This is a genomic window from Oceanobacter sp. ABM4_470 (assembly GCF_056158645.1).
This window is the reverse complement of record NZ_JBSWTR010000001.1, coordinates 1183519-1210002: the sequence shown is the minus strand read 5'-3', so window position 1 is coordinate 1210002 and position 26484 is coordinate 1183519. Positions and strand designations below refer to the sequence as shown.

Annotated in this window: 17 protein-coding genes; 9 read left to right on the top strand and 8 right to left on the bottom strand. The window is 53.7% G+C overall.

Annotated elements, in window-relative coordinates:
* Positions 1 to 203: 203 nt before the first annotated feature.
* A complete protein-coding gene (locus tag ACXADJ_RS05250) occupies positions 204 to 1274 on the bottom strand; it encodes a CobW family GTP-binding protein (protein WP_475063857.1) in 1071 nt (356 codons plus the stop codon).
* A 553-nt stretch (positions 1275 to 1827) separates the two neighbouring features.
* On the opposite strand from ACXADJ_RS05250, the gene ACXADJ_RS05245 reads away from it, so the two are divergent.
* On the top strand, positions 1828 to 3981 hold the full coding sequence (locus ACXADJ_RS05245; protein WP_475063855.1) for a hypothetical protein: 2154 nt from the start codon (positions 1828 to 1830) through the stop codon (positions 3979 to 3981).
* 110 nt (positions 3982 to 4091) lie between these two features.
* Here the strand turns inward: ACXADJ_RS05245 and ACXADJ_RS05240 are convergent, their stop codons facing one another.
* From ACXADJ_RS05240 to ACXADJ_RS05230, 3 genes are all read right to left on the bottom strand, one after another.
* The gene (locus ACXADJ_RS05240) at positions 4092 to 5594 is read right to left on the bottom strand and encodes a DUF3360 family protein (RefSeq protein ID WP_475063853.1); all 1503 of its coding nucleotides are present in this window, start codon (positions 5592 to 5594) and stop codon (positions 4092 to 4094) included.
* Positions 5595 to 5839: 245 nt separating this feature from the next.
* Positions 5840 to 6313, bottom strand: a complete 474-nt coding sequence (locus ACXADJ_RS05235) for a hypothetical protein (RefSeq protein WP_475063851.1) — start codon at positions 6311 to 6313, stop codon at positions 5840 to 5842.
* 133 nt (positions 6314 to 6446) lie between these two features.
* Positions 6447 to 7457, bottom strand: coding sequence for an adenosine deaminase (locus tag ACXADJ_RS05230; RefSeq protein ID WP_475063849.1), 1011 nt, complete (start codon positions 7455 to 7457; stop codon positions 6447 to 6449).
* Between the two features lie 271 nt (positions 7458 to 7728).
* Here ACXADJ_RS05230 and ACXADJ_RS05225 point away from each other — a divergent pair, with 271 nt between their 5' ends.
* On the top strand, positions 7729 to 9483 hold the full coding sequence (locus ACXADJ_RS05225; protein WP_475063847.1) for a sensor domain-containing diguanylate cyclase: 1755 nt from the start codon (positions 7729 to 7731) through the stop codon (positions 9481 to 9483).
* Between the two features lie 165 nt (positions 9484 to 9648).
* On the opposite strand, the gene ACXADJ_RS05220 is transcribed toward ACXADJ_RS05225, so the two are convergent.
* Together ACXADJ_RS05220 and ACXADJ_RS05215 are read right to left on the bottom strand one after the other, a co-directional pair.
* Positions 9649 to 10305, bottom strand: a complete 657-nt coding sequence (locus tag ACXADJ_RS05220) for a CoA transferase subunit B (protein ID WP_475063845.1) — start codon at positions 10303 to 10305, stop codon at positions 9649 to 9651.
* 43 nt (positions 10306 to 10348) lie between these two features.
* Complete coding sequence (locus ACXADJ_RS05215) at positions 10349 to 11050, bottom strand: CoA transferase subunit A (RefSeq protein ID WP_475063843.1); 702 nt, start codon at positions 11048 to 11050, stop codon at positions 10349 to 10351.
* 366 nt (positions 11051 to 11416) lie between these two features.
* On the opposite strand from ACXADJ_RS05215, the gene ACXADJ_RS05210 reads away from it, so the two are divergent.
* From ACXADJ_RS05210 to ACXADJ_RS05200, 3 genes are all read left to right on the top strand, one after another.
* Positions 11417 to 12349, top strand: coding sequence for a substrate-binding domain-containing protein (locus tag ACXADJ_RS05210; protein ID WP_475063841.1), 933 nt, complete (start codon positions 11417 to 11419; stop codon positions 12347 to 12349).
* 18 nt (positions 12350 to 12367) lie between these two features.
* A complete protein-coding gene (locus ACXADJ_RS05205; protein WP_475063838.1) occupies positions 12368 to 14344 on the top strand; it encodes a methyl-accepting chemotaxis protein in 1977 nt (658 codons plus the stop codon).
* Between the two features lie 155 nt (positions 14345 to 14499).
* Positions 14500 to 15825, top strand: coding sequence for a HAMP domain-containing protein (locus ACXADJ_RS05200; RefSeq protein ID WP_475063836.1), 1326 nt, complete (start codon positions 14500 to 14502; stop codon positions 15823 to 15825).
* A 189-nt stretch (positions 15826 to 16014) separates the two neighbouring features.
* On the opposite strand, the gene putA is transcribed toward ACXADJ_RS05200, so the two are convergent.
* Complete coding sequence (putA, locus tag ACXADJ_RS05195) at positions 16015 to 19671, bottom strand: bifunctional proline dehydrogenase/L-glutamate gamma-semialdehyde dehydrogenase PutA (RefSeq protein ID WP_475063833.1); 3657 nt, start codon at positions 19669 to 19671, stop codon at positions 16015 to 16017.
* 480 nt (positions 19672 to 20151) lie between these two features.
* Positions 20152 to 21618: a sodium/proline symporter PutP gene (gene putP / locus ACXADJ_RS05190; RefSeq protein WP_475063831.1), complete on the bottom strand. Its 1467-nt coding sequence runs from the start codon at positions 21616 to 21618 to the stop codon at positions 20152 to 20154.
* Between the two features lie 471 nt (positions 21619 to 22089).
* Between putP and ACXADJ_RS05185 the strand changes: the two genes are divergently transcribed.
* The 4 genes from ACXADJ_RS05185 to ACXADJ_RS05170 all read left to right on the top strand — a co-directional run bounded on the left by ACXADJ_RS05185 (position 22090) and on the right by ACXADJ_RS05170 (position 26388).
* Complete coding sequence (locus ACXADJ_RS05185) at positions 22090 to 22560, top strand: Lrp/AsnC family transcriptional regulator (protein ID WP_028294079.1); 471 nt, start codon at positions 22090 to 22092, stop codon at positions 22558 to 22560.
* An 849-nt stretch (positions 22561 to 23409) separates the two neighbouring features.
* Positions 23410 to 24435 (top strand): TRAP transporter substrate-binding protein, encoded by a 1026-nt coding sequence (locus tag ACXADJ_RS05180; protein ID WP_245582685.1) that lies wholly within the window; start codon positions 23410 to 23412, stop codon positions 24433 to 24435.
* 133 nt (positions 24436 to 24568) lie between these two features.
* Positions 24569 to 25102, top strand: a complete 534-nt coding sequence (locus ACXADJ_RS05175; protein WP_475063826.1) for a TRAP transporter small permease subunit — start codon at positions 24569 to 24571, stop codon at positions 25100 to 25102.
* Positions 25099 to 26388 carry a TRAP transporter large permease gene (locus tag ACXADJ_RS05170; RefSeq protein ID WP_475063823.1) on the top strand — a complete coding sequence of 430 codons (1290 nt, stop codon included), beginning with the start codon at positions 25099 to 25101 and terminating at the stop codon, positions 26386 to 26388. The genes ACXADJ_RS05175 and ACXADJ_RS05170 overlap by 4 nt, the downstream gene beginning before the upstream one ends.
* Positions 26389 to 26484: the final 96 nt, after the last annotated feature.

Genomic DNA, 26484 nt, shown 5'->3' with positions numbered 1-26484 from the left:
AACTCACTCATACAGCTGCTGTACTTCAGGATTGTTTTGGCCCGTCTGGAATCATTGACGCCAGACGGGCTTTGATGCGGTGGCGCTTCTAATCGTGAATAAATTCACTCCTACACCAACCTGACTATTTTGTAGCGGCCTGTCGGCAACACATAGGATGGCCCGCTTGCGCCCATCAAAACCGAACATAAAGTTCGAATCCCTCAGCCCTTCGTCAAACACCCCAGCATGGCGGTTTCAATTTTCTGCCACTCCAGCGCTGTCGGGCTGATAATTTCAATACGGCTGTCTCGGCGGTAGGCGACTTTGTCGAAGTCGTGTTCGTCTTTAACGCGGTTGTAGAACACCCAGTCGCGGCCGATTCGTATGACACCTTTGATGCGGCTGACGCCTTCAATGCCGTTAAGAATCTCTTCCAGCGCCCAGTAGTCGAAGCAATCGTCGCGGTGGAATATCCAGCCGCAGCTGTGCAGGCCACTGCCATTACCGGTTTTGCAAATAGGTTTACCCGGTTCAGCGACCAATTCTGGTTCGTGATTGTGGGAATGATGGTGGCTATGATTATGTTCATGGGTGTGATCATGAGAATGGTCGTGATCGTGATGATGGCCATGACTGTGATTGTGCGCGTGAGCCTGCGGAAACTGCGATTTCAGTTCGCCGTTACGCACCAGATCCAGCAATTCCGGGCTAATATCGCCGCGGGTTATACGGCCAATATGTTGTTTGGGCGGGAACATGTTGTTCAGGCTTTCCTCCACCACATCCACCTGTGACGGGTCAGCCAAATCGCATTTGTTGATGAGCACCACGTCGGCCAAATTCAGCTGGTCGTGGAAGATTTCACTACCAACGACTTCTTCCAGCCCCAGTGAGCGCGGGTCAAGCAAGCAAATGGTGGCACGTAAATCGAGCTTGTCCTTGAAAGCCGGGCCCATCAGGGTATCGATGATGCCTTCAGGGTGACCGATGCCAGTTGGCTCAATAATCAAGCGATCCGGTTTGGCCTGCTCAATCAACGCTTTCACGGTTTTGTGCAGCGATGGCCCCAGTTCACAGCAAATACAGCCGCCCGCCAGCTCTTTTACCTGTAGGCCGTCCTGATCCGGCATCATTTCCTGATCGATACCGATCTGACCGAATTCATTCACCAGTACCGCCCAGCTTTCACCGTCGGGCTTGTTTGCCAGCAACGAATTGATCGAGGTGGTTTTCCCCACACCCAGAAAACCGGTGATGATATTGGTCGGGATGGCTACTGCTTGTGCGCTCATAGTGACTCTTTACTGGTTGCGGTAGTAACAGGCGCTCCGGCCTGAGTTAGAAGTGAATGTTACAGTATGACAATTCAGTTCATGGCAAACGTAAAAGAGTTTTACTACGAGAGCGACGTCATGAATCAATCAGAATACCGCCAACAGCACCAGCACCACCAGCCAAGCCAAGCCAAGCCAAGCCAAGCCAAAATCTCACGCCTTCCTGATAATTTGAAAATTACCGTTTTTCAATCGAAGACAGCGGTGTATTTGTTCATTTTTTTGGATCAATCAAAGCACTTACTTGCCTGCCATAGAGCGCACCACACACCTCGACACCTCTGTTAACCGCTAGGTTTTTTTGCGCCTAAATTAATTTAACAATCTTTTATTGAACCATTGTTAATCTTATTTTGATTACATTGAGTCACATATTAATTACATATATTGACTTAACGTTACGTAAGTGCATATTCCGCCGGAGGACTCGTATGAGCTCCGGGTTCCGTTTTTGAGCCGTTGTTTTCGGCGCCAAAGACGTACTGGAAATTTCAAACAAAAGGTGTGGAATATGTTGTCGTTTAATCCGGCCCGTTTGGGCTGTTTGATTGGCGTTTCAGCACTTGTTGCTGCTTGTGGCGGCGCGGGCAATGAAACTGCTTCGAATGAACAGGAATCAACCCAGGCGACTGTCGCCATGAACTACGATGTTGCGGCGTTGCTGAGCCAGAACATCGCGGGTAATGAAGCATTGCGTACTGCGGCCGCCAATCAGATCCTGCGTGGTGAACTGAGCGCAACGGCTCTGTCGGGCAGCAACGCGGGCAATGTTGAAACCGTTACCTGGACCATCAACCTGGATGACGAAACCTTCGTTGCCAGCAGCAACCAGACGTTGATCCTGTCGCCAGCCAACTACGACTTCGAATTGCTGATCACCGAAGGCAACCAGCAGTACGCCGGTTACAGCAATGAAACCATCATTGATGGCGAAAACACCCTTGAGATGACTATCAAGCCGATCATTGGCGACTTCCTGAGCGACGTTACCATCATCGACCGTCTGGCCTACTTCAAGTTTGCCTACTCTACCGACGAGCTGGCTGTGGTTGCCGACCCGTCCATGGGTATTCAGGTAGATGGCGGCCTGGAACAGGTGTTCAGTATCAATCCGACCACCGGCCTGAGCGAGACCTTTGCAAACCTGCCAACCGGCGAACACACCATCGAACTGGCTCTGTACGACGGCGCTACCCAAGTGGGTAAATCTCTCGATGCGCAGGAAGCCCAGATCGTAAACTACGGTACCGATCTGGCCATGGACATCGTGCCTCTGTACGGCGAAGTTCAGTTCGAGCTGACTGAAAATGGTGGCGACGCCAACATTGCTGTGACGGTTCCAGCTGAAGTGATTGACGAAGTCGGCGGTGTAAACAACCTGACCGCCACTCTCGCATTGGTTGGCCCGAAAAATCCGTTGCAAGAAAGCGAGCTGTACCTGGTTCAACAGGGTGATGGCAGCTACCTGGCGGAATTCGTTCTGAACGACCTGCAATACGACGACGTTAACGTATCGATTACCTTCACCGACACCACCACGTCTGACCAAATCGCCACCTGTAACAACAGCTGGACCCTGAACAACCTGAGCCAGACATTCAACTGCGACATCACCCTGATTCGTCGTGCGGTTGTTAGCGGCAACATTCTGGCTGTTGTGGGCATCAATGTTGAGAACGCAGCTGGCGCGCCTGTCAGCGGTGCCGTCATCACCAACGCAGCCGAAGACGTACTGGCAGTAACCAACAGCGGTACTTACGGCACCCAAGGCTACGCCAAGGTTTACCTGACCGCTGGTGAATACACTCTGACCGCTACTGATGAATCCACTGGCGATCTGAAAACCGTCACCTTCACCGTGAACCCGCTGGACGTTGAAAACCTGACTCTGGTACTGGAAACCCCGCCAGTGGTTGAGTTCTCTTACGCCTTCAACAGCGGCAATTGGGCCTTTGTAGACAATGCGGCCTATAACGTCACCGAGACCCAATTCAACATCTTCGAGAGCTCTATTGGTGGTGGCAAGCGCGCTGAAATCACCATACAGGCTGATGGTCAGATTACTTTCGACTGGAGCTGTAACATCACGGTTGCCGGTGACTACGGTTCACGCTGCTACTACCTGCTGGACGGCGTAAACACCACCCTGAGCGACACGGTTGGTTCCGCCAATGGCACCGTGACCATCGACGTAACCGCGGGTCAGGTACTGGGCCTGGGTAACTGGGGCGGTACTCAGTACTCTCGCCTGAGCGCCAGCTTCTCTAACATCGCCTTCGCGGAAGTTGAGCCATTCTCTTACGCCTTTGACGGCGGCAACTGGACCTTCGCAGACAACGCCAGCTACACCGCTTCCGGCAGCTCTTTCTCTGTGTACGAAAGCTCTATTGGCGGCGGTCGTCGTGCAGAATTGACGGTTCCTGCGGATGTTCAGCTGACCTTTAACTGGACTTGTTCTATCACGGTTGCCGGTGACTATGGCTCAAGGTGCTATGTCAACATCGGCGGCACTGAAACCCTGCTGAGCAACACCGTTGGCACCACTACTGGCTCAGAAACCTTCACCGTTACTGCAGGCCAGGTTGTTGGCTTGGGCAACTGGGGTGGTACTCAGCACTCCCGCCTGACCGTAGCGTTCGACAGCGTGACGTTCAGCCCGCTGTAATAGCGACTGAATTTACCCGCGTGGAGCTGTCTGTATAAAGCTCTCTGCATAAAACAAAGACCCCGGCGCATGCCGGGGTGCTTGTTTTCAGGGGCTTCGTTCTCAGGAAATTACCCGGCAATCGTCCGGAACGACTCCATCAATGCAGGAATGCCCGGGAACATGCCAATCATCGCCATCACGGTACACAGCACCACAAACGTGATGCCTGGAATAATCCAGCGACCGGTATGCCCCAACTCCTTGCCCCGCTCTTTACAGCCAATCAGGCCCAAATTGTCGAGCACCATAGTCAAAGACCAACCAAACACCGGGTTCACCAACGCCGAAGAGAAAATCACAATCGCAGCGGATTGAGTGGTTTTGCCTTCCCGGGTCATCTGCATGCCCGCTTCCAGCAACGGCAGGAACACACCAACAATCAGCGCCACGCTCAGCACCGGCTGCCAGATCGCCAGATCCATCGGGTAACCCCAAATCGCCGCGACCACGCACAGTAAACCGGTCAAAATAGCGCCCGCGGGAATCGGACGTTTGGCAATCGCGGCTGGCACAATATACGTCCCCCAGGAAGACGACAGGTTACCGCCACCCAGCAAGCTACCTACCGCCTGACGAGCGGAGGTCGACAGCATGGTGTCGTCGATGTTCATCAGTACCTTGTCGGTCTTTTTCGGATAGCTCAGCTCCTGAAACACCCGGTGACCCAAAAAGTCCGGTGACCACATGGCCACTGCCAGTACTGCAAACGGCGCTACCGCAATAAAATGCTCCAACCCCGGCAAACCCAGTTGCCAACCGGTGTTTTCACCCCACCAATAGGTCGGGTCAAGGTTCGGAATACCCGGTTCGGTTTTGAATTCAAACGGTGCACCCAAGGCCAATGCAACCAAGGCCGCAAATACAGAACCCAAAGGTATGGCCAGCCAACGCATCTGAATGTGCTCCAGCCAGGCGTACATAATGATGGTGCCGATGATCACCACGAAGGCGATGTAGGCCATGTCGAAACTTTCCGCCCAGGCAAACAGCTTTGCCACCTGCCCGGTGACGCCGATAAAGCCCAGATACAACAGCAAACCGCCACACACACCCTTGCTGGTGAGCTTGGCCAACAGGCTACCGCCTTTGGTGATCCCCAAAATAAAACCGAACACACCAATCATTAAGCCCAGTGCCATCGGGTGTCCGCCCGAAGCCACAATCAATGGAATCAAGGGAATCAACGGGCCATGTGTACCGGCCAGGTTGCTGGTTGGGTTCAGAAAGCCGGAAACCAATACTACGAATAAGATCGCGGCGATCAGCATTTCAAAACGGGCGTTTTCAATCACAAACTCGGGCGACAAGCCCAGTGGCATGGCAAAGGCTCCCACTACAGCCGCCACCATAACAATTTTGCCAATGGTCGCTGCCATGGCAGGCACCCAGTCTTCGATCTCGAAACGATAATCCCGAAACGGCAAGTTCGGACGCCAGCGCTTGGGGTCCATTACCTGAAGTTCGTGTTCCAGATATTCCGAGCGCGTTGCGAATTCAGAACGCGGCTTTCGGTTTCTGTTGTAAGCGCTTTCGGAAGAGGTTTGATATGAGGTTTTATTATTATCTTTCATAATCACACTGATCTATTTGAAGTCATTGCGATTATGAGGGTGTGAAACGGGCCAACAATCAGACCTTAGGCACATTATGATACAAAGGTCTATTGCTCAGAAAACAACCAAATGGTTTGGACGCGATACTTAACCACCAGCCGAAAAACGGTAAAACGTAGGTTGGATAAACGAGCGCAGCGAGTGCCATCCAATACATCCCAACACATCACCAGCCCGCACTAGGCCTATATTTCCATCGGTATTTACTTGGTGCTCGTGTCGCAAGGTGCTTCGCACGCTCGGCAGGCGGTACGGCGGGCTTTGTGCTTCTTGGGAAAGTCTTCGCCGTCGCCGTATTCAATGAATTTGTTGTAATGCTCGTGCACTCGCAGGGCGTCTTTGTCTTCGTGCTTGGGGTGTTTGATGGGGCACCAATACCATTCGGTGCGTCCGGCAACTTCCGCCGCGTAGGCAAAGACGCCGTTGGCGTAGTCGCAATACAGGCAATTAATTTTCTGGAAGGCGTTCAGGTATTGCAGCTTGCCACGGTCGAATGCCAGGTAATTGCTGCGTTTAACCTGTGGTATGCGGTAAGCGGGGAAACAGATTTTCTGATACAGGCTGACGCACAGGTCGACAACCACCACGGGCACAATCAAACCGTATATAGCCGGTGCGGTTATGGTAATCAGCAGGAAGTGTATGGGGTCTTTTCGTACCCGGGTAAGTAGCGCCATGGTGCCTGTTCCTTTTCTGGCCCGGTTAAATTCCGGTGAGCCCGGTCAGGTTACCACAAGCAAAACGAGAAACCGCCAGCTACCCGGTAGCTGGCGGTGGTGCTGTTTCTTAGCGCCTTCAAGGCAGCCATTATCAGGCAGCGGCGAAGGCATCCAGTTTGGCCAGCATAGCCGCTTTGGCATCGTCACTCAGGAAGCTGGCGTTAAAGCCGTTGGCCGACAGTTTCAGCGCTTGTTCTTTGGTCATGCCCAGCTCGTCTGCCAGAGACTCAAAGTTCTCGTTCATAAAGCCGCCGAAGTAAGTCGGGTCATCGGAGTTAACCGTTACGCAGAGGCCTTTGTCGAGCATCTCCAACAGGTTGTGGTCGGCCATTTTGTCGAACACGCACAAACGTACGTTAGACAGCGGGCAAACCGTTAGTGGAATTTGCTCTTTCACCAAACGCTCAACCAGTACGTCGTCTTCAACACAGCGTACGCCGTGGTCAACACGGTCGACGTGCAGAAGGTCCAATGCCCCCCAGATGTAGGATGGCGGCCCTTCTTCACCCGCATGAGCAATCAGTTTGTAGCCCAGCGATTTGGCCTTGGCGTACAAACGCTCGAATTTTTCCGGCGGGTTGCCCACTTCCGAGCTGGCCAGACCTATGCCGACAAAGTCGTCACGGAAAGGCTCAACGCTGTCGAGCATGGCCAGAGCTTCGTCTTCGCTCAGGTGGCGCAACATACTGAGAATCATCAGGGCCGACTGGCCGTTCTGTTCCCTGGCTTCGGCAATGGCCTTGCGAAAGCCCGCCAGCACGGTTTCAACCGCAACGCCGTACGGCAGGTAGGTTTGCGGCTCGACCATGATTTCGGTATGAATGATGTTTTGTTCATGGCACTTGTCGAGGTAGTCCTTCATCAGGAAATAGAAGTCTTCCTCGTCTCGCAGTACCGAAGCGCCCAGATAGTACAAATCCAGGAAGCTTTGCAGGTCTTCGAAGTTATAGGCCTGCTCTACCGACTCCACGCTGTCGTAAGGAATATCAACGCCGTTTTTCGCTGCCAACTGCAACAAACGGGAAGCCTGCAAGCTACCGTCAATGTGCAGGTGAAGTTCGGCTTTGGGCATGGCGCGTAGCCATTGTTTGAAATCGTTCATGAGGACCTGTGGAGTGAAATACGTCTTACAAGATTAGTCCATTTGGCCAAAAATCCGAATCGACCAAGCGGTCAGCTATTGTCTCGCAGTCTGTCGGCCGGTGCCAGTCCGCAACAGGCTGTTTTGCCTTTTGGAAGGTGCGTTGGAAGACCATTACCCGCCACAAAGTTGATCAACCGGTCAATTACAAAAAGAATCACGCAGACGCCTGACTTTTACTGACGCTTTGTTAGGATTTGGCCATCCAAAGGGGATGGTTGCAGGAGCCACCATGAGTGCAGTAAACGCCATCAAACGCACGCTGTGGCTGTTTGGCCTGCTGCTGTATGTTATTCCCTCCAGCCTTGCATCGCCCGGTAGCCCGGAAACGACCGCCACGGGTACGGACAACAACAATTCGTCTTCAAGGCACGTATTGCTCGACCGCTCACTGTGGCACCCGTTACAGAATTCAACGCTCAGCGCCTGGTTCAATGGCACGCTTGCCTCGCCTGTCGCTCAGCCCGCTGTGAACTCCCTGATCGGCCGCTCTGGCCAGTTCGTGGCGAAAATAGCCACTGACCACAACCCGTCTGATTTTCCCTACGTGGTGGTAAACAGCAACTTTGTCGATACCGGTCGTGCATTTTGGCAAGCCGACGGGCAAGTGCCGCAGCCCATTGCAGACTTTTCGGTATCCAGCCCGCTGACCGCGCCGTTTCTTGCCCACGCCCAGACGTTCCGGATAGAACCCGGTCTGCCGCAAGCCGGTACCTTGTGGGTTGTGATCGATGCCGAACACTACACCACACCGGTCACCGTCAGCGTTTACAGCGCCGAGCGTTATTTTCGCCACCAGCAATGGGTCAACTTCACCACGCTTGGGGCGGTGTTTACGTTGCTTACGATGGCGATTCTGGCAATGGTGGTGTTCTGGAGAACCTGTCAGCCGGTGACGTTCTGGTACGCCGGTTATGTGGGGCTGCATTCGGCTGGCTGGGCGATGTCCGCAGGGCTGATTAACGCGCTTGGGCCTTGGCAGGTGAATACCGGCTACGGCGGCATGTATCTGTTCCCGGCGGCGATCGCTTGCGCCGCCATGTTTACCGCCGGTTTGTTCAGTCTGAAAAAGCACAATCCAAGGCTTCACCGCGTCATGATGGCAGTTGCAGTGGTAGGTGCTGTTAGCAGCCCGTTGTTGCTGCTTCTGCCATTTACCCCAGTGTTCTATTTTGCCCATCTGATGGCGTCGATTTGGGTCGGATGCAGCCTGGCAGTGGCGCTGGCCAACCTGCGTCGCTACGGTGTTCGGGCCTGGTATTACTTTATAGGCAACCTGCTCTACAGTGCCTCGCTGGTTTACTACATGGCCTCGCACGCACTGCCAGAAGCCGGTTTTTATTACCCTGAAATGACGGTTCTTATCGCGCTATCGCTGGATTGCCTGTGTATTTTGCTGGCACTGGCCGAGTGGCTGCGCGCCAAGCAACTGGAGCTTGGAACCGTTACCCGCCAGGCACACATCGACCGTTTGACCGGCGCGGGCAATCGTTTTGCGCTGGACGAACACATGGCGAAACTCGACCGTCGCTATCTGATTGTGTTTATCGATTTTGATGGCATGAAAGGCATTAACGATCAGCTTGGCCACAGTGAGGGCGACCGTTTCCTGATCGAAGCCGTCAAAGAGCTACAGCAGCATTTACCCAACGATGGCCAGTTATTCCGTGTCGGCGGTGATGAATTTGTCTGGTTAAGAAGCCGTGTAAGGACCGACAACACAGAACTGGAACAGCAGATTAATCACTGCATTACCGATATCGAAGCACGCCTGCAACGTCAGTGGCCCATGGCGGGCATCAGCTATGGTCTTGGCTATGGCGTGAGCAGCAGCGACAAGCACCAAAGCATGGCCGAAGCCGACCGGCGCATGTACGAACACAAAACGTCCAAGCAATCGATGCAGGTGCGCCGTGAAGAAGATCGCCACGGTGGCGGCAGTATTCCCCCTAACCTGCCGAAATCGCCACGTTTGGGCTTGTATTAGGGTCTTTTAATAGAAAGCAGGAATAGAAAACAGGAATAAAAAGTCAGAAATAAAAAAACCGATGCCACCTTCCTGATGACACCGGTTTTCTTGTGTCGCTGAATCAGCGACGGTTTTCACGCTCCACGGGTGCTGTGGCGCTCTGCCTTAACGGCAGGTATTCGATCAGAATGTCATTTCCGGTACGTGGTCTGGCACGATCAGTTTACCGGCGGTTTTTTCGGCAATTTCTTCAACCGACACGCCTGGTGCCCGTTCTTTCAGATGAAAAGCGCCGTCTTCTATTTCAAGCCATGCCAGGTCGGTCAAAACCTTCTTGATGCAGCCCTTGCCGGTCAGTGGCAGTGAACAGTCGGCCAGCAGCTTGGATTCGCCGTGCTTGGAAGCGTGGGTCATGGTCACAATGATGTTGTCGGCACCGGCCACCAGGTCCATTGCCCCACCCATGCCTTTCACCAGTTTGCCAGGGATCATCCAGCTGGCAATGTTGCCGTTCACATCCACCTCAAACGCACCCAGCACCGTCAAATCGACATGACCACCACGGATCATGGCAAAGGAATCTGCGGAGTTGAAAATGGACGCCCCCGGCACCGCCGTCACGGTTTGCTTACCGGCATTGATCATATCGGCGTCGAGTTCGTCTTCGGTTGGAAACCGGCCCATGCCCAGCAGCCCGTTCTCGGATTGCAGCATCACTTCCATGCCTTCCGGCACGTAGTTAGCCACCAGCGTTGGAATACCAATGCCCAGGTTTACGTAAAAGCCATCCTGAAGTTCGCGGGCAACGCGTTGTGCCATTTGTTCACGAGTAAGTGCCATGTTCATTCCCCTCTAGTCGTTGGAAGCTGTCTCAGCGTTGAAATCAGGATTCAGTGACGGTGCGTTTTTCGATGCGCTTTTCAAAGCTGCCAACGATCAAACGGTTCACATAAATCCCCGGGGTATGAATCTGGGTAGGTTCCAACTCCCCGACTTCGACCAGCTCTTCCACTTCGACCACGGTGATCTTGCCCGCCGTTGCCGCCATTGGGTTGAAGTTCTGGGCGGTGTGACGGTACATCACGTTGCCGTAACGGTCGGCTTTCCAGCCTTTGACGATGGCAAAGTCACCAACAATGGATTCTTCCAACAGATATTCGCGGCCATTGAACTCACGTACTTCCTTGCCTTCACCCACCGGTGTGCCAACGCCGGTTGCAGTGAAGAAGGCCGGAATACCCGCGCCACCAGCGCGCATTTTTTCTGCCAGCGTGCCTTGTGGTGTCAGTTCTACTTCCAGCTCGCCGTTCAGCAGTTGCTGTTCAAACATGGCGTTTTCGCCCACATAGGACGAAATCATTTTTTTAACCTGTTTGTCTTCCAGCAACACGCCGAGGCCAAAGCCATCAACGCCGCAGTTGTTGGACACAATGGTCAGGTCGCGGGTGCCCTTGCGCTTGATCTCACCGATCAGGTTTTCCGGGATACCACACAAACCAAATCCGCCGGCAATGATGGTCATGCCATCCTGCAAGCCTTCCATTGCTTCTTCATAACTGCCTACGACTTTATCGAAACCTGGCATTGTCGTTGTCTCCGTAGATTGTTTGGTTTAACCGCTACAGCAGCAGTAAAGCAGCCAGACACCGAGGCTGCTATATGCTCAAAGTATGAGCAGCTGACGATTGAATAATTCCAGTCTGCCGACTCGGCTTTGATTCGTTAAGTTAATTATTTAAAGCTATTTTTTTGTTTTCCTTATGAGTTTGCACACCAAGGATTCGCAAATCGACCGTTCAGTACTTCGGGAAGCTGCCAATACTTAACCTTCAGTACAGGACATTCCAAGCACCTTCACTGAATGTGCAAAGCAGCAAAGTGGGCAAACTGGCCAAACCCCGGTCATTGCCTATGCTGAATGCAGAAAAACAGAAAAATCGGAGTATTCCCTATGCGAGCTTTTCGGCCTGTAGCCCGCGTGATCGCAACCTGCGCCCTGTTCGGATTGATGAACCAAACCCATTCCGGGGTCATCGCTGCCACCATGCCGCGATTTGAAGACAACTTTCTCACGGTGTTGAGAATGGCGATTGAAGAATCCGCCGGTTATCGGGGGCACGACACCTATATCGCCGATGGCGACGGCAACAAGGAACGTCAGCTCAGCCAGATTCGTGAGTTTGTTGACGCCAAGGTCGACGCCATCATCATCGCGCCCGTAAACGGCGACCCTGACTACAACCAGCAAATCATTGATACCGTTAGTCAAGCCAATATTCCGCTGATTTACGTCAACGCCGCTCCGCCCATCAGCAACTATCCCAGCAACATGGTGTACGTCGGCTCCAACGAAGTGGAGTCCGGCACCATGCAAACTGAAGCACTGGCCAAGCTCGCTAATTACAAGGCCAATATCGCACTGCTCAAAGGCGCCGAGGACAACCCCGCAGCCCAGATTCGTACCCAGGACGTTCATGATGTCATCAAGAACCACCCCGATATGAAAATCGTGGTGGAAGGCACTGCCAACTGGCAGCGCTCTGAGGCCATGGTTATGGTGACCAAGTGGCTAGATGAAGGCCAGACCTTCGACATGATCATTGCCAACAACGATGAAATGGCCCTGGGCGCTATTCTGGCATTGCAGAAAAAAGGCCTCGACCCGAAGAAATTTTTGATTGGCGGCATCGACGCCACCCATGACGCCCTCGAAGCCATGGACAAACAACTGCTCGACGTTACGGTACTGCAGGATGGCCAGCGTCAGGCCGAAAAAGCCGTGATTGCCGCCAACAACCTGATTCGCGGTCGCGAAGTGGATGAGAAAGTCTGGGTGCCTTTCAAACTGGTGACCCAGGACAATTATCAGGATTTCCTCAACTAAGCGGATCGGAGAACAGACATGACCCTGGTACAAAAGATCACCGCCGGATTCGCTGCCATGTTGTTGGCCTTGCTGGTATTAGCCGCCTCCAACTATGCGTCGCTGACCGGCATCTCCCAACAAATGGAAGCCATCGTTGATGAAAGCGTGCCGCTGAGCCAAGCCGCCGCCAGTGCAGAAACGGCCCTGATGGAAGCCAAAATCGCTTTGATTGAAGCCAACTGGTCGCACACCCCGGAAGCCCTGCAGGCCAGCCGCGATACCTTTTCAACCGCCATCAACAACCTCAATCTGGCCATTGGCAGCGTGCCTGCCAGCCTGTTGCAGAACAACAGCGAGGTGGCCGCCAGTGTCGAGGAAATACGCCAGCTAGCCGACAAAATGCGCGTCAGCGGCGAGGAAATTCTCAAGCACTACAGCGAAAAGGTTATTGCCGACGAACAGGTTTCCAACGGCATTTATCAAATGACCAAACTCAGCCGCCAGCTGGAAAAATACTTGCTGAAATACCGCGACTACTACAAACCAAGCCTGCGTATGGTGATCAACTCACTGGGCCGTGACGTCAACAAAGCCATTGCTGCCTTCAGCGGCCATGTCGCCAACCCCGACATGCTGATTTTGAACGAATCCCTGAAAGGCCTTGGCCCGGTAATCACGGAGTCCTATCAGGCGGTTGTGGCCGAAAATGAAAGCATCGGCAAGGTATTCAGTTTTATGGTGCCCAAACTGGTGATGCACATGGATGCCCCGGAAGGTTTGCGCGCGGCTTACCAGCGTCAGCACGACCTTGAAACCGCTATCATGGGTGAGCAGCAGTACGTCACTGAACTGACGGAATCGTCGGTACAAGCGGTGATGCAATTCAACGCGCTGACCAAAGTCATGCTGGACGAGGCCCGTGAATCCAGCGCCGCGGCGGTGTCATCCGGCATCTCCATGCTGTTGGGATTGGGACTGGTTGCAGTGCTAGTGGCCGTTATCATTGGCTCGATGATTTCCCGTAGCATTCGTAATGCCATCGGCCAGTTCCGTCACAATCTGGTTGAGATGTCGAAAGGCAACCTGCAAGTCAGTTTTGATGCCAACGGCAAGGACGAATTTGCCGATTTGGGCGGTTATTTGAATACGCTGAACCAGTCGCTGCGCGACACCTTCAGCAAGCTGTCTGCTGCTGCCGACCAGCTCAACAACACCTCTGGTGTTAACGCCGATACCGCCACGACGTCGCGCAGCATTGCCGACAAACAAAAAGCGCTGGTGGTGCAAACCGCCACCGCTATGACCCAGATGGAATCGTCGGTGAAAGAAGTAGCCGACCGCTCGCAAGAAACCATGCAAGCCACCGGCAATGTCAGCAGCATGATGAAAGACGCCAAGTCGGCCATTGAACGCGCCATTTCCAACGTTCGTACCCAAGCGGCCCAGGTGCGTCAGGCATCGGGTACCACCAACGAGCTGGACGAATACGGCAACCAGATCGACAGCATCATTGAAACCATTCACAACATTGCCGAGCAAACCAACCTGCTGGCATTGAATGCCGCCATTGAGGCCGCACGCGCTGGCGAACAGGGTCGCGGCTTTGCGGTTGTTGCCGACGAAGTTCGTTCACTGGCCAGCCGCACCAAACAAAGCACGGTCGAAATCCAGCAAACCATTGAATTGATGCAAAAACTGATCACCGCCGTGGTCTCAGTGATGGCAGAGTCCACTCAGCTCAGCGAAGAAAGCATTCAGGTGGCCGGTGAAGCTGAACAGGGCCTTAATGGCATCGACCTGTCGATCACCCAAATTTCGGAAATGAACACCCAGATCGCCAGCGCCACGGAAGAGCAAAGCGCCACGGCGCGGGAGATCAGCTCGGCTCTGGAAGCCATCAGCAATCATTCGGAAGAAAACCTGCAAGGCGCTCAGCGCACCGCCAGCATCGGTAACGATTTGATGGGCATGGCCAAAACCCAGCGCGATTTGGTAAGCCGCTACCGGGTCTAAGCGACGGTTCCCAGCTGACAGCCATATGAATGATGGGCCCCCGTGCCCATCACCCCTCCCCTTTTTTGAGCATCACGCATTAATTTCAAATAATCGTGTAAGAAATCGTCGCCATCCCCGACCACAAGGAGACCTAACCCCAAAGAGTCTCTGATATGGATTTCTTCAATAGCCTGCTTACCCGATTTATTCTGGCCGCCAGCCTGCTGCTGGCCCTGGTGGTGTCACTGAGTCTGACGTATCAAGGCTCGTTGGCGTTGCAAAACGCGCTGTCCGATTGGCACAACCAAACTGAGCAACTGACCATGGAGTTGGTAAAAATCAACGCCCTGGCCGATAAATACAAACAAAACGCCCCCCGCGACTACGAGAGTTACAACCGCGACCTGGTGATTTTCAACGAACAATTCCAGCAAGCCATCAGCACCCTGGGCCAGCGCATCGAAGCCATGGACCGCCATGCCGAAAGCGCGGCGAGCAATCCAATCTGGTGGCTGTTGAATGGCGACAACTTCGACACCCTCGCCAACACCACACAACCCGCCATGTCGACCGGCTGGAGTCAGTTCAACAACCGCTTGCATGAGCTGATTGGCGACCCTGAAGAGCCCCGTCTGGAATGGGCTGCAGAGTATGTCATTGAAAGCGGCCCGACCATGTTGGCCGACGCCCAAATGCTTGGCAGCGAACTGGTGCAGTTGGAAGCCAGCGTTGATAACCAGCTGTCGCAAGTGAATGCCCTGCTGCTGTGTGCCGCGGTGGGCTACATCGTCGCGGGATTTGTGGCCTTTCTGATGTGGGTGATCCGCCCGGTAATCAAAACCGCCAAGGCGTGTGAGGCAGTGGCCGCGGGCAACTATGGCCATGCGGTTGATATTCAGGGCAGCGGCGAAACCCGTCATTTGCAGCAGTCGTTCAATGAGCTGAGCTGGTCGGCGGGCTTGATGCTGGATCTGGTGCGCGACCTCAGCCGCAGTGGCAACCTCGGCCGCAAACTGGAAGGCATCTTGAATTCGGGCCAGAAGCCTTTGGGCATTCGTTGGGTCGGCCTGATGCAGCTGGGCCAGCAGGACGCCGAGCTGATTGACTGTGCACCCAACCATATTCACAAAGCCTGGCGTCATCCACGGGTGTCGTTGCACAAGTCATTCGGACGCCGTTTGAAAGCCACCCAAGGTGATCAGTGGCTCAACATTGATGATTTATCAGGACTGGCGCTGAACCACCACGACGAGCGGTTTCTGCGCGAAATGCACAAACACGCCCATACCAATTTCATTACCGGATTTGGCTTTTCAGGAAGCGATGGCCAGGCCTTCTTGCTGCTGTTTGCCAGTGATGGCGTTGCCTTCAAGCCGCACCAGAAAGAGCTGCTGAAAAACCTCTCCGGTTTGATGGCCAGCTCGTTGCTGGAAGCGATTGATGTGCCATCTGAAAACCAAAACATCGCCAAACCGGAGTGGCTGGCTACTAGCCACTAACCAGGGATACTCTAAACAGGCACAAAAAAGCCCGCACGAAGCGGGCAAAGAATTGAACCAAAAGACCGCCAACCCAAAGCTCAATCTCTCTGGGTTGGTGGGGTCCCTGCTGCAATCGCCACACTCTGGCCATTACAACAAGGTCAGTCAGCAGCCACCGCGTCGAGTGGCTGCTGACTGTGTTGCTGATTACTCAGCAGAGGCGATCAGGCTGGCGTTACCACCGGCCGCCGTTGTATCGATACAGATGTGACGCTCCAGCACATAACGGTGGCTGTTGCTGTCGTCGTTGATCAGCGGCAGCAAAGCACCATCACGAGCAGCCAGCGCTTTACGGTAATCCACCATAAAGCTGCCCTGACCAGCGCAAACCACAGCGGCAAAACCGTTTACAGCGGTCAGCGTTTCGGCGGCAACCTGGCCATCAATAGCAACGATCGGCCATTCGTGACCACGCAGCAGGTTCACGGCGTTTTCAGCACCCGGCGCGACCACAACCACCTGGTTGCCACACGCCAGGGCGTAGGCAGCCTGTTTCATGGCGCGGTCCAGAGTTGGGCCAACCACCAGAATCACACCACGAGCATGAACAGACAGACGGTTCAGTTCACCGGTCGGTCCTGGCAGTTCAGCAGGCTCATGGCCTTTCACGTCGACCTTGATGTTCAGCGCGGCAAAGCTGTCGTTCACTTGCTGAACCAGAGATTCCTGCAAGTCTTTCGCTGGCGCAAAGCTCAGGCCCGCTGCCTTGGTCAGGGCCGCTTCCAGCTTGATGGCCGCAACCGCTTCACCGGTCAGCTCGGCGCTTTCCAGCGCACGGCTTGGCTTGATGAACTGTTCTACGTAGTGCGGGCCACCGGCTTTCGGGCCAGTACCGGACAAACCTTCACCGCCGAACGGCTGGGAGCCAACGATGGCGCCAATCTGGTTACGGTTAACGTAGGCGTTGCCCACTTTGATGCGCTTGGTGACGAATTCCACACGGGAATCCATACGGGTATGCAGACCAAAGGTCAGACCAAAGCCACGGTTGTTGATGTCGTTAACCACCTGCTCAACCTGGTCACCTTTGAAGGTCGCCACGTGCAGCACTGGGCCAAAGATTTCTTCTGGCATGTCGTTGATGCCGCCAACCTTAACAACCGCAGGGCCAACAAACAGACCGTCTTTTGGTACGTCCATGCGCTTCAGCAGGCCGCCTTTGGCTGCGAAGCCTTCAACATAGCTGGCGATTTTGGAGCGAGCAGCTTCGTCAATCACAGGACCCACGTCAGTGGTCAGTTCCCATGGGTTGCCCAGTTCCAACTCGTCCATGGCGCCGTACAGCATGTTCAGCAGGTTGTCGGCGATGTCTTCCTGTACGTACAGCACACGCAGAGCAGAACAACGCTGACCCGCACTCTGGAAAGAGGACGCCAGTACATCACGCACAACCTGTTCTGGCAGCGCGGTGGAATCCACGATCATGGCGTTCAGACCACCGGTTTCAGCGATCAGAGGCGCTTCGGCGCTCATGGCAGCAGACATGGCCTTGTTGATGGTTTGTGCAGTGGCGGTAGAACCGGTGAAGCACACACCCTGAATACGGCTGTCGGAAGTCAGCGGCGCACCAACGTCCTTACCGGAACCTGGCAGCAGCTGAATCACGTCGGCAGGAATGCCGGCTTCCAGCATCATTTCAACCGCACGCGCTGCAATCAGTGGCGTTTGGTCGGCAGGCTTGGCCAGTACCGAGTTACCCGCTGCAATAGCCGCCAGAATCTGACCGGTGAAAATCGCCAGTGGGAAGTTCCATGGTGAGATACAGGTGATTACACCACGGCCTTCAGCTTTGCCACCAGCCGCTTTGGCCTTGGCGTCCAGCTTCTGGACCTGATCGGCGTAGTAGCGAGCAAAGTCGACCGCCTCACGTACTTCACCCACTGCATCCAGCAGGGTTTTACCCGCTTCACGCTGGGTCAACGCAAACAGTTCGATGGCGTTTTCTTCGTACAGGTCGGCCAGTTTGTTCAGAGCCGCTGCACGGACTTCAACAGCCACTTTGGACCAGGCTTCAGCACCGCTAACGGCGTTGCTGATGGCCACTTCGATGTCAGTAGGGGTTGAGTTGGTCACTTCACCCACAACGTCGGCCGGATTGGCAGGGTTCAGTACCGGAGTTTTGGCACCACCTTCTACCTGACCCGCAATCATCGGCGCGGCTTTCCACTGAGTGGCCTTGAAGGCATCACGCTGTTGCAGCATGTCGCCGACTTCCACCACGTCAGTCACGTCCCAGCCCTTGGCGTTTTTACGGTTTTCGCCAAACAGGTTTTCGGAACGACGGATCATGCCGCTTGGCTTTGGCTCACCAAACACATCGGAAATTTCAAACGGATCGCGGGCGATCATTTCCGGGGTGATACGGGTATCAACAATCTGGTTTACGAAGGAGCTGTTGGCACCGTTTTCCAACAAACGACGCACCAGGTACGCCAGCAAGTCGCGGTGTTCGCCAACCGGAGCGTAAATACGACAGCGTGTGCCTTCGTTGCTCAGCACTTCATCGTGCAGGGCTTCACCCATGCCGTGCAGACGCTGGAACTCGAATTTGGTCTTGTCCACGCCCTTGGCCATGTTCAGTACAGACGCCACAGAATGAGCGTTGTGAGTAGCAAACTGAGGGTAAATGTGATCGGTCATGCCCAGCAGTTTTTCGGCACAGCACAGGTAGGACACATCGGAGTGTGCCTTACGGGTGTATACCGGGAAGCCATCCAGACCCAGGGTTTGAGCGCGCTTGATTTCGGCATCCCAGTACGCACCTTTTACCAGACGCACCATGATGCGACGGTTCAGGCGCTTGGCCTGGGCGTAAAGGAATTCAATCACGTGTGGTGCACGCTGACCGAACGCCTGTACGACAATACCAAAACCGTCCCAACCAGCCAGTTCCGGATCTTCCAGCACCGCAACGATCACATCGAGAGAGATGTCCAGACGATCGGCTTCTTCAGCATCAATGTTAAAGCCCATATTGGCTTTCTTGGCCTGACGAGCCAGCTCACGGGTACGCTCAACCAGTTCCTGCATCACGCGCTCGCGCTTGGCGAATTCGTAGCGTGGGTGCAGTGCCGACAGCTTCACGGAAATACCCGGATTTTCGGCCATGGTTTTGTGAGTGCACAACGGTGCCAGAGCAGCGATCGCTTCGCTGTAGGCGCGGTGGTATTCCAGCGCGTGCTCATCTGTACGGGCTGCTTCGCCCAGCATGTCGTAAGAATAGGTGTAGCCGCGGGATTCCAGCTTACGCGCACGGTCGGTGGCGTTCTTGATGTTGCTGCCCAGTACAAACTGACGACCCAGTTCTTTCATCGCCTGGCCAACGGCCACACGGATCACCGGCTCACCCAGACGTTTTACCAGACCACGCAAGGTGGAACGTACGCCTTCGGCAGTGGTTGGAGCGATCATTTTACCGGTGAGCATCAGTGCCCAGGTAGAAGAGTTCACCAAACCAGATTTGGATTGACCCAGGTGCTCGCTCCACTGACCCGGAGCTACCTTGTCTTCGATCAGAGCGTCGATGGTGTAGGAATCGGGTACTCGCAGCAGAGCTTCGGCCAGACACATCAGGGCAACGCCCTCACGTGTGGTCAGGCCATATTCAGCCAGGAAGTTTTCCATCATGGTTGGTCGGCTACCGGCACGGACCTTACGAACCAGTTCGGCAGCAGCGGTGGAAATGGCCTGGCGCTGACCTTGGTTAAGACGGCTATTCGCTACCAGTTCACGCAGCGCAGTGGCTTCGTCTTTCAGGTAACGGTCGCGAATGTTGCGACGGATGTCTTGAATTGTAGTTGTCATGGTACAGCCCTCTGTTACGCAAAACGTTGCCGGACATGGTACTCATTTGTGAAAGTCGATCTTCCTAAATTGATCCATTTCAAAGCCCAAACAGGTCGCTTTCTTACACAACTCAAGAAAAAGCCTTAAAAAGTGATCAAAAAAGAGTCTAATAGCGCTTTGTAGAAATCATCAGAAAGCGTTGTTTCGAGACTCAGATTTACCGTAATCTTCAACTAATAAAATGCACCATGAGAAAACACAGCGCACACCTTTAGTGCATTTTCAGGCTCTGACTTTTCCTTGGTATCAGGCCAGGTATTCGCACTGCCAATCCTCCCCCAGACACAAAAAACCAGCCACAAAAACCCAGGCACAAAAAAAAGGAGCCGAAGCTCCTTTCTTTGAAATCACTGCCGGCGCAAGGTTCATCCTGGCAGCCGGCAATTCATGCCAATTGTAGTCAGGCCAGCAAAAGCCAACCCGCTAAAACCCGATGCATCAGCTCTTAACTTCAGCATCCACTTCGTCGAACTTCTTCTTGATGGAGTCAGAAGGTTCGCTGGTCGCCAGAGATACACCAACGATAGCGATGGTAGCGAACAGAATGCCAGGCATGATTTCGTACAGATCGAACCAACCACCAGACAACTGCTTCCAAACCACGACGGTCACACCGCCGATAATGATACCGGCCAGAGCACCTTGCTTGGTCATGCGCTTCCAGTACAGAGACAGGATCAGAGCAGGACCGAAAGCAGCACCGAAGCCAGCCCAGGCGTAGGAAACCAGATCCAGAACGCCGGAATCCGGGTTCAGAGCCAGAATGGTAGCAATCACAGCGATACCGACAACGGCGAAACGACCAACATTAACCAGCTGCTGAGCAGAGGCTTCCTTGTTGAACAGTGCCTTGTAGAAGTCTTCAGCCAGTGCAGAAGAAGATACCAGCAGCTGGGAATCCGCAGTGGACATGATGGCAGCCAGAATCGCAGCCAGCAGAACGCCTGCAACAACCGGGTGGAAGATAGCGTCAACCATCACCATGAATACGGTTTCGTTGTCGCCCAGATCAGACTTCAGGTAAGCAATGGCGAACAGACCAATGGCGATGGAACCGGCCATGGAAACACCAGACCACAGTACCGCGATGCGACGTGCAGCAGGAACGTGATCCTTGCTCTTGATGCCTTTGAAACGCGCCAGAATGTGTGGCTGACCGAAGTAACCGAAGCCCCAACCGATCAGGGACAGCGTGCCAATCAGGGTAATGGAAGTACCGTCAGCATTGGTGAATGCATCCAGCAGTTCGGGGTTTTTGGCAGCAATTTGATCGAACGCAGAGCCAACACCGCCCAGGTCAGACAGCGCCAGAACAGGAACCAGAACCATAGCACCAACCATCAGCAGGCCTTGTACTACGTCAGTCCAGGACACCGCCAGGAAGCCACCGAACATGGTGTAGGAGATAACCGCAACCGCGCCGACAACAACGGCCAGTTGGTAGTCCAAACCGAATACGGTTTCAAACAGTTTACCGCCAGCAACCAGACCGGAACTGGTGTAGAACAGGAAGAACACCAGCACGAAGAATGCAGACACAACGCGCAGAGCGTGGCTGTGGTCTTCAAAACGCTTTTCAAAGAAAGCAGGCAGAGTCAGAGCATCATCAGCGCGCTGAGAGTAAACACGCAGACGTTGTGCAACCAGCAACCAGTTAGCCCAGGTGCCCACCAGCAGGCCACCAGCCAGCCAGAACGCACCGTAACCCGCGCTCATTGCGTAACCCGGCAGACCCAACAGCAACCAACCACTCATGTCAGATGCACCGGCACTCAAGGCGCTCGGAATGGGGCCAAGATTACGGCCACCCAGTACATAGTCAGAGAGATCTTGCGTGCGACGATAAGCGACGATACCAATGCCCAGCATGACTGCCAGGTACAGTACAAACGTCAAAGTAACCATGGATAGTCCTCTTTCATTTTTTGATTATTGATTTGGGTATCACTTTTAAAGCATACCCATGTTTTTCAAGAGACATCCAACCAAAGCTGAGAACAGTTGATCGGTTTGTGCCCATGGGCGAAACAGACTAATGCAGACCCAATGGTCGAATTTCCTGATTCATTCTTTTTTATGGTGAAAAGGCGCTAAATTTTTACCAACCACCCAAAAAACGCACAAAAAAGCCGTTCGCAAAGTTTTTTTCACTTTTGCATCACAAGAGTGCAATGAATGTTACATTTCAGGCCTTCCGAACTATTTAGGTGCATTATCATCAATATTGGATTCGCCTATGAAATACCCTAAAGAAGGAAAAAGGCCTGCCAAAAAACGGGAATTTGAAAGAAAGAACTACGACAGTGTTATTACAATGAGTTGCGCTCACCCCTATTCCAGCAACAAGTGACCACCAAATAAAGAAAATAAAGCCAAATGGACTCCCAAGACAAACTCGACAAACTCGACATGGCTATTCTTCGTGAACTTCAGAAAAACGGCCGCATCACTGTAACTGAACTGGCATCCCGCGTGGGTCTGTCAAAGACGCCCTGCCAGATCCGAATGAAACGCCTGGAAGAACAAGGCTACATTCTTGGTTACATGGCCCTGATAGATCAGAAGAAGCTGGGCACCAAGTACGTAGCCTTTGTTCAGGTTTCCCTGAGCGACACCCGTACCCGCGCCCTTAACGCCTTTAATGATGCAGTAAGAGCCATTCCGGAAATTGAGCAGTGCCACATGACGGCCGCAACGTTCGATTACCTGTTAAAGATCCGCACGTCAGATATGGAGTCCTATCGTGCGGTTCTGGGTGAAAAGATCTCGTCACTCCCTTACGTTACCCAAACCAGCACCTTCGTGGTGATGGAAGACGTTAAAGACATCGAGTCCAAACTGCTGTAATTCAGAGAATAAAACTCGAGGCTGTATTCCCTCAGCCTAGGCTGCGCAGCGAGTCACACCGCTGCGCCGCCTAGCTAATAAAAAATAGCGACGACAACTGGCAATTCGCTCGCGATTGAAATCGCTCCTACAAAAAATTGCTCTCTCCGTGAATCAAACTGCGTAGGAGGCAATTCGCTCGCGATTGAAATCGCTCCTACAAAAAAATCGCTCTCTCCGAGAATCAAACTGAGTAGGAGGCAATTCGCTCGCGATTGAAATCGCTCCTACAAAAAATTGCTCTCTCCGTGAATCAAACTATGTAGGAGGCAATTCATTGCCGAAAGCTGGCGTGCCTGCAAAAGCACAGCGCCAGCCCCACTAAATACAACAATTCAGGCCATTTGCTACCTGAAAACCACGTATTAGCCCAAAGTAGTATGCGCAACTTCCCTAGCGAGCCTACTCAAAATAATCCATCTGACGTGCCACCAATTCGAGTGAGTCATCACTCATCGAATGAACATCTTTGCCTTATGCTATCCCCCGTCAATACTGGCCTTTAGTAACTTTTGAAAGACAAGAGTCAAGCTGGCCAAACTGCCTGAACTTCTAACAACCACGCTAACTACCTACGCACTTCTACTTGGTACTTTTACCAAGAAGACCAATAAAACTACGTATCACTACGCATACGTACCGCAGTCCTGCGAATAGCCGGATCAATGGTTAAACCACACTATTGCCACCGCTCACTAAGAAGCTGGCGTTGAACAACGTCGACGCCGATTGTGTTGAATAACCAAGGATAAGAATAAAATGATCAAGCTCTCCAAGCTCAAAACCGGCCTGCTGGCGGGTATTTGTGGCATGGTCGTCGCTGCTGGCGCCCAGGCTGCTGACAAGGTTTACCGTCTGAAGATGGCTGAAACCTGGCAAACCGATTTCCCGATTTTTGGTGATGCACCGCGCAACATGGCCGCCATGGCCGAGAAGATGTCCAACGGCCGTCTGATCATCACCATCGATTCCGCCAACAAGCACAAATCCCCATTCGGCGTGTTCGATATGGTACGTGCTGGCCAGTACGACCTGGGCCACTCAGCGTCCTACTACTGGAAAGGCAAAGTGCCTAACACCCTGTACTTCACCACCATGCCATTCGGCATGACCGCTCCGGAACAGTACTCCTGGTTCTACCACGGTGGTGGTATGGAGCTGATGGACAAGGTTTACGGCAAGTTCGGTCTGATGAGCTTCCCTGGCGGTAACACCGGCAACCAGATGGGTGGTTGGTTCCAGAAAGAGATCAACTCTCTGGACGACCTGAAGGGCCTGAAAATGCGTATCCCTGGCTTCGCTGGCGAAGTGGTGGCCAAGCTGGGCGTAAGCCCAACCAACATTGCCCCGGGCGAGCTGTACACTGCGCTGGAACGTCGCACTATTGATGCACTGGAATGGGTAGGCCCATCTCTGGACCTGCGCATGGGCTTCCACAAGATTGCTCCGTACTACTACACCGGCTGGCATGAGCCTGCGACCGAACTGCAATTCCTGGTAAACCAGCGCACCTGGAAGAAACTGCCAGCAGACCTGCAGGAAATCCTGCGCGTCGCCATGAAGACTGCTGCCTACGACATGTACATCCAGTCTTACCACGAGTCGGCTGAAAACCTGGCAGTGATCGAAAAAGACTACCCGAACGTACAGATCAAAACCTTCCCGGAAGACGTTATGGCTGCCATGCGCAAAGCCAATGACGAACTGCTGGCTGAAAAAGCCAAAGGTGACGAGCTGGCGGCGGAAATCCTCAAATCCCAGGCCGATTACCTGCAAAAGGTTCGTGGCTGGACCGATATTTCCGACAAGGCTTACCTGAACTCCATCGCTCAGTAAGCTCATATCCGGTACCCTACGGCACCACAGGTGCCTGGGTACCTGCTGAACAGCTCGCTACCCGCGGGTTGTTCTCCTCATTCTGACCTCACCCGGTCTGTTCACCATCCCCGTCTACCCGGAGGGAGAAATTATGCTGGTTCGGCTGGAGCGGCTTATCAATCGCTTTTCCGACATGCTCGGTGTTGTATCCGCCGTGCTGTTCTTGCTGCTACTGGTCAACGTGTTTATCGACGTTGTCCTGCGCTACGCGCTAAATGTTGTTTATATCGGTGCCCAGGAAATGGAATGGCACCTGTACGCCGCCATGTTCATGCTGGCGATTCCCTATACCCTGAAAGAAGAAGGCCACGTTCGCGTCGACCTGATTTACGAACGCCTGCCAATGAATTGGAAAAACGGTATCGACATCGCCGGTGGTTTTGTCTTCCTGCTGCCGTTCTGTCTGCTGGTTGGCTACTACGGCATCGGCTTTGCCCACGAAGCGTTCGAACTGGGCGAAACCTCTGGCGACCCAGGCGGCCTGCCTGCCCGCTGGATCATCAAGTCAGTGATTCCACTGGCCTTCTTTGCCACGGCAATTTCCGGCCTCGGCATGATCCTCGCTGCCATTAACGAAATGCGCGGTGTGAAACACGACCACCACAACAAGGAGGCTCAGCTGTGATCGGTATTATTATGTTCATTGTCGCCCTGCTGATGCTGCTGTTCGGCTTCCCGGTGGCATTCACTTTTGGCGGCGTTGCGCTGATTTTTGGTGTGATTGCCGAAGGCCCGGACATGTTCGCCTTCATGCCATTCCGCATTCAAAGCATCATGGAAAACGTCACCATGATGGCGGTGCCATTGTTTGTATTCATGGGTATTATCCTGCAGAAAACCCGTCTGGCAGAACAACTACTGGAATCCATGGGCAAGCTGTTTGGCGGCGTCCGTGGTGGTCTGGCGATCTCTACCGTTCTGGTAGGAGCACTGCTGGCAGCCTCTACCGGTGTGGTGGGTGCGTCTGTGGTGGCCATGGGCCTGATTTCCCTGCCGGTAATGCTGAAGTACAACTACGACAAGGGCCTCGCCTGCGGCACCATTTGTGCCTCTGGTACGCTGGGCCAAATCATTCCGCCGTCCATCATCCTGATCATTCTGGGTGACGTGATGGGCATTCCGGTTGGCGACCTGTTCCAGGCCGCAGTGATGCCGGGCCTGATCCTGATTGGCATTTACGTGGTGTACATTCTGGCCTACTCCTTCATCAAGCCAGAAGCAGCACCCGCTATTCCGATGGAAAGCGATGAAACCAAGCGCGAGATGTACATCAAGGCGCTGAAATCCATTATTCCGCCGCTGGCGCTGATTCTGGTGGTGCTGGGTTCCATCTTTGCCGGTATTGCTACCCCAACCGAATCGTCCGCACTGGGCGGCGTCGGCGCTGTGATCCTGTCGGTACTGTATCGCCAGTTCAGCTGGAAAATGCTCTACGAGTCTTCCAAGGAAACCGTAAAAATCACCGCCATGGTATTTGCCATCCTGCTGGGCGCAACCGCCTTCTCAATGGCCTTCACCTACACCGGTGGCGACTACATTGTTGAAGAAGTGCTAAGCAACCTCCCTGGCGGCGCGACCGGCTTCCTGATTCTGTCGATGCTGGCGATTCTGATTCTGGGCTTCTTCATCGACTTCGTTGAAATCAGCTTCATCATTGTGCCGATCCTGTATCCGGTTGCCGAAGCACTGGGTATTGCCCCGGTATGGTTTGCGATTCTGGTCGCCATGAACCTGCAGACATCGTTCCTGACACCACCGTTTGGTTTTGCCCTCTTCTATCTGAAAGGGGTTGCGCCGCCATCGGTACAAACCACCGACATCTACCGAGGGGTGATGCCATTCATCCTGATGCAGGCCGGTGTGGTGATTTCGATCATGTTCTTCCCTGAGTTCTACGGACTGGTGGACTGATCAAGCCTGAGTAAACCGCAACAAGTACAACCGGGTGGCCCTCAGGCTGCCCGGTTGTGTTTTCAGAAAATGGCGATATAACACCAATAATGACGC

Coding starts and splice junctions, on each gene's coding strand:
- putA (WP_475063833.1), bottom strand. CDS start 19,671: ATGACAACTACAATTCAAGACATCCGTCGCAACATTCGCGACCGTTAC.
- ACXADJ_RS05175 (WP_475063826.1), top strand. CDS start 24,569: ATGCTGGTTCGGCTGGAGCGGCTTATCAATCGCTTTTCCGACATGCTC.
- ACXADJ_RS05185 (WP_028294079.1), top strand. CDS start 22,090: ATGGACTCCCAAGACAAACTCGACAAACTCGACATGGCTATTCTTCGT.
- ACXADJ_RS05245 (WP_475063855.1), top strand. CDS start 1,828: ATGTTGTCGTTTAATCCGGCCCGTTTGGGCTGTTTGATTGGCGTTTCA.
- ACXADJ_RS05250 (WP_475063857.1), bottom strand. CDS start 1,274: ATGAGCGCACAAGCAGTAGCCATCCCGACCAATATCATCACCGGTTTT.
- putP (WP_475063831.1), bottom strand. CDS start 21,618: ATGGTTACTTTGACGTTTGTACTGTACCTGGCAGTCATGCTGGGCATT.
- ACXADJ_RS05205 (WP_475063838.1), top strand. CDS start 12,368: ATGACCCTGGTACAAAAGATCACCGCCGGATTCGCTGCCATGTTGTTG.
- ACXADJ_RS05235 (WP_475063851.1), bottom strand. CDS start 6,313: ATGGCGCTACTTACCCGGGTACGAAAAGACCCCATACACTTCCTGCTG.
- ACXADJ_RS05210 (WP_475063841.1), top strand. CDS start 11,417: ATGCGAGCTTTTCGGCCTGTAGCCCGCGTGATCGCAACCTGCGCCCTG.
- ACXADJ_RS05230 (WP_475063849.1), bottom strand. CDS start 7,457: ATGAACGATTTCAAACAATGGCTACGCGCCATGCCCAAAGCCGAACTT.
- ACXADJ_RS05240 (WP_475063853.1), bottom strand. CDS start 5,594: ATGAAAGATAATAATAAAACCTCATATCAAACCTCTTCCGAAAGCGCT.
- ACXADJ_RS05225 (WP_475063847.1), top strand. CDS start 7,729: ATGAGTGCAGTAAACGCCATCAAACGCACGCTGTGGCTGTTTGGCCTG.
- ACXADJ_RS05200 (WP_475063836.1), top strand. CDS start 14,500: ATGGATTTCTTCAATAGCCTGCTTACCCGATTTATTCTGGCCGCCAGC.
- ACXADJ_RS05220 (WP_475063845.1), bottom strand. CDS start 10,305: ATGGCACTTACTCGTGAACAAATGGCACAACGCGTTGCCCGCGAACTT.
- ACXADJ_RS05180 (WP_245582685.1), top strand. CDS start 23,410: ATGGTCGTCGCTGCTGGCGCCCAGGCTGCTGACAAGGTTTACCGTCTG.
- ACXADJ_RS05215 (WP_475063843.1), bottom strand. CDS start 11,050: ATGCCAGGTTTCGATAAAGTCGTAGGCAGTTATGAAGAAGCAATGGAA.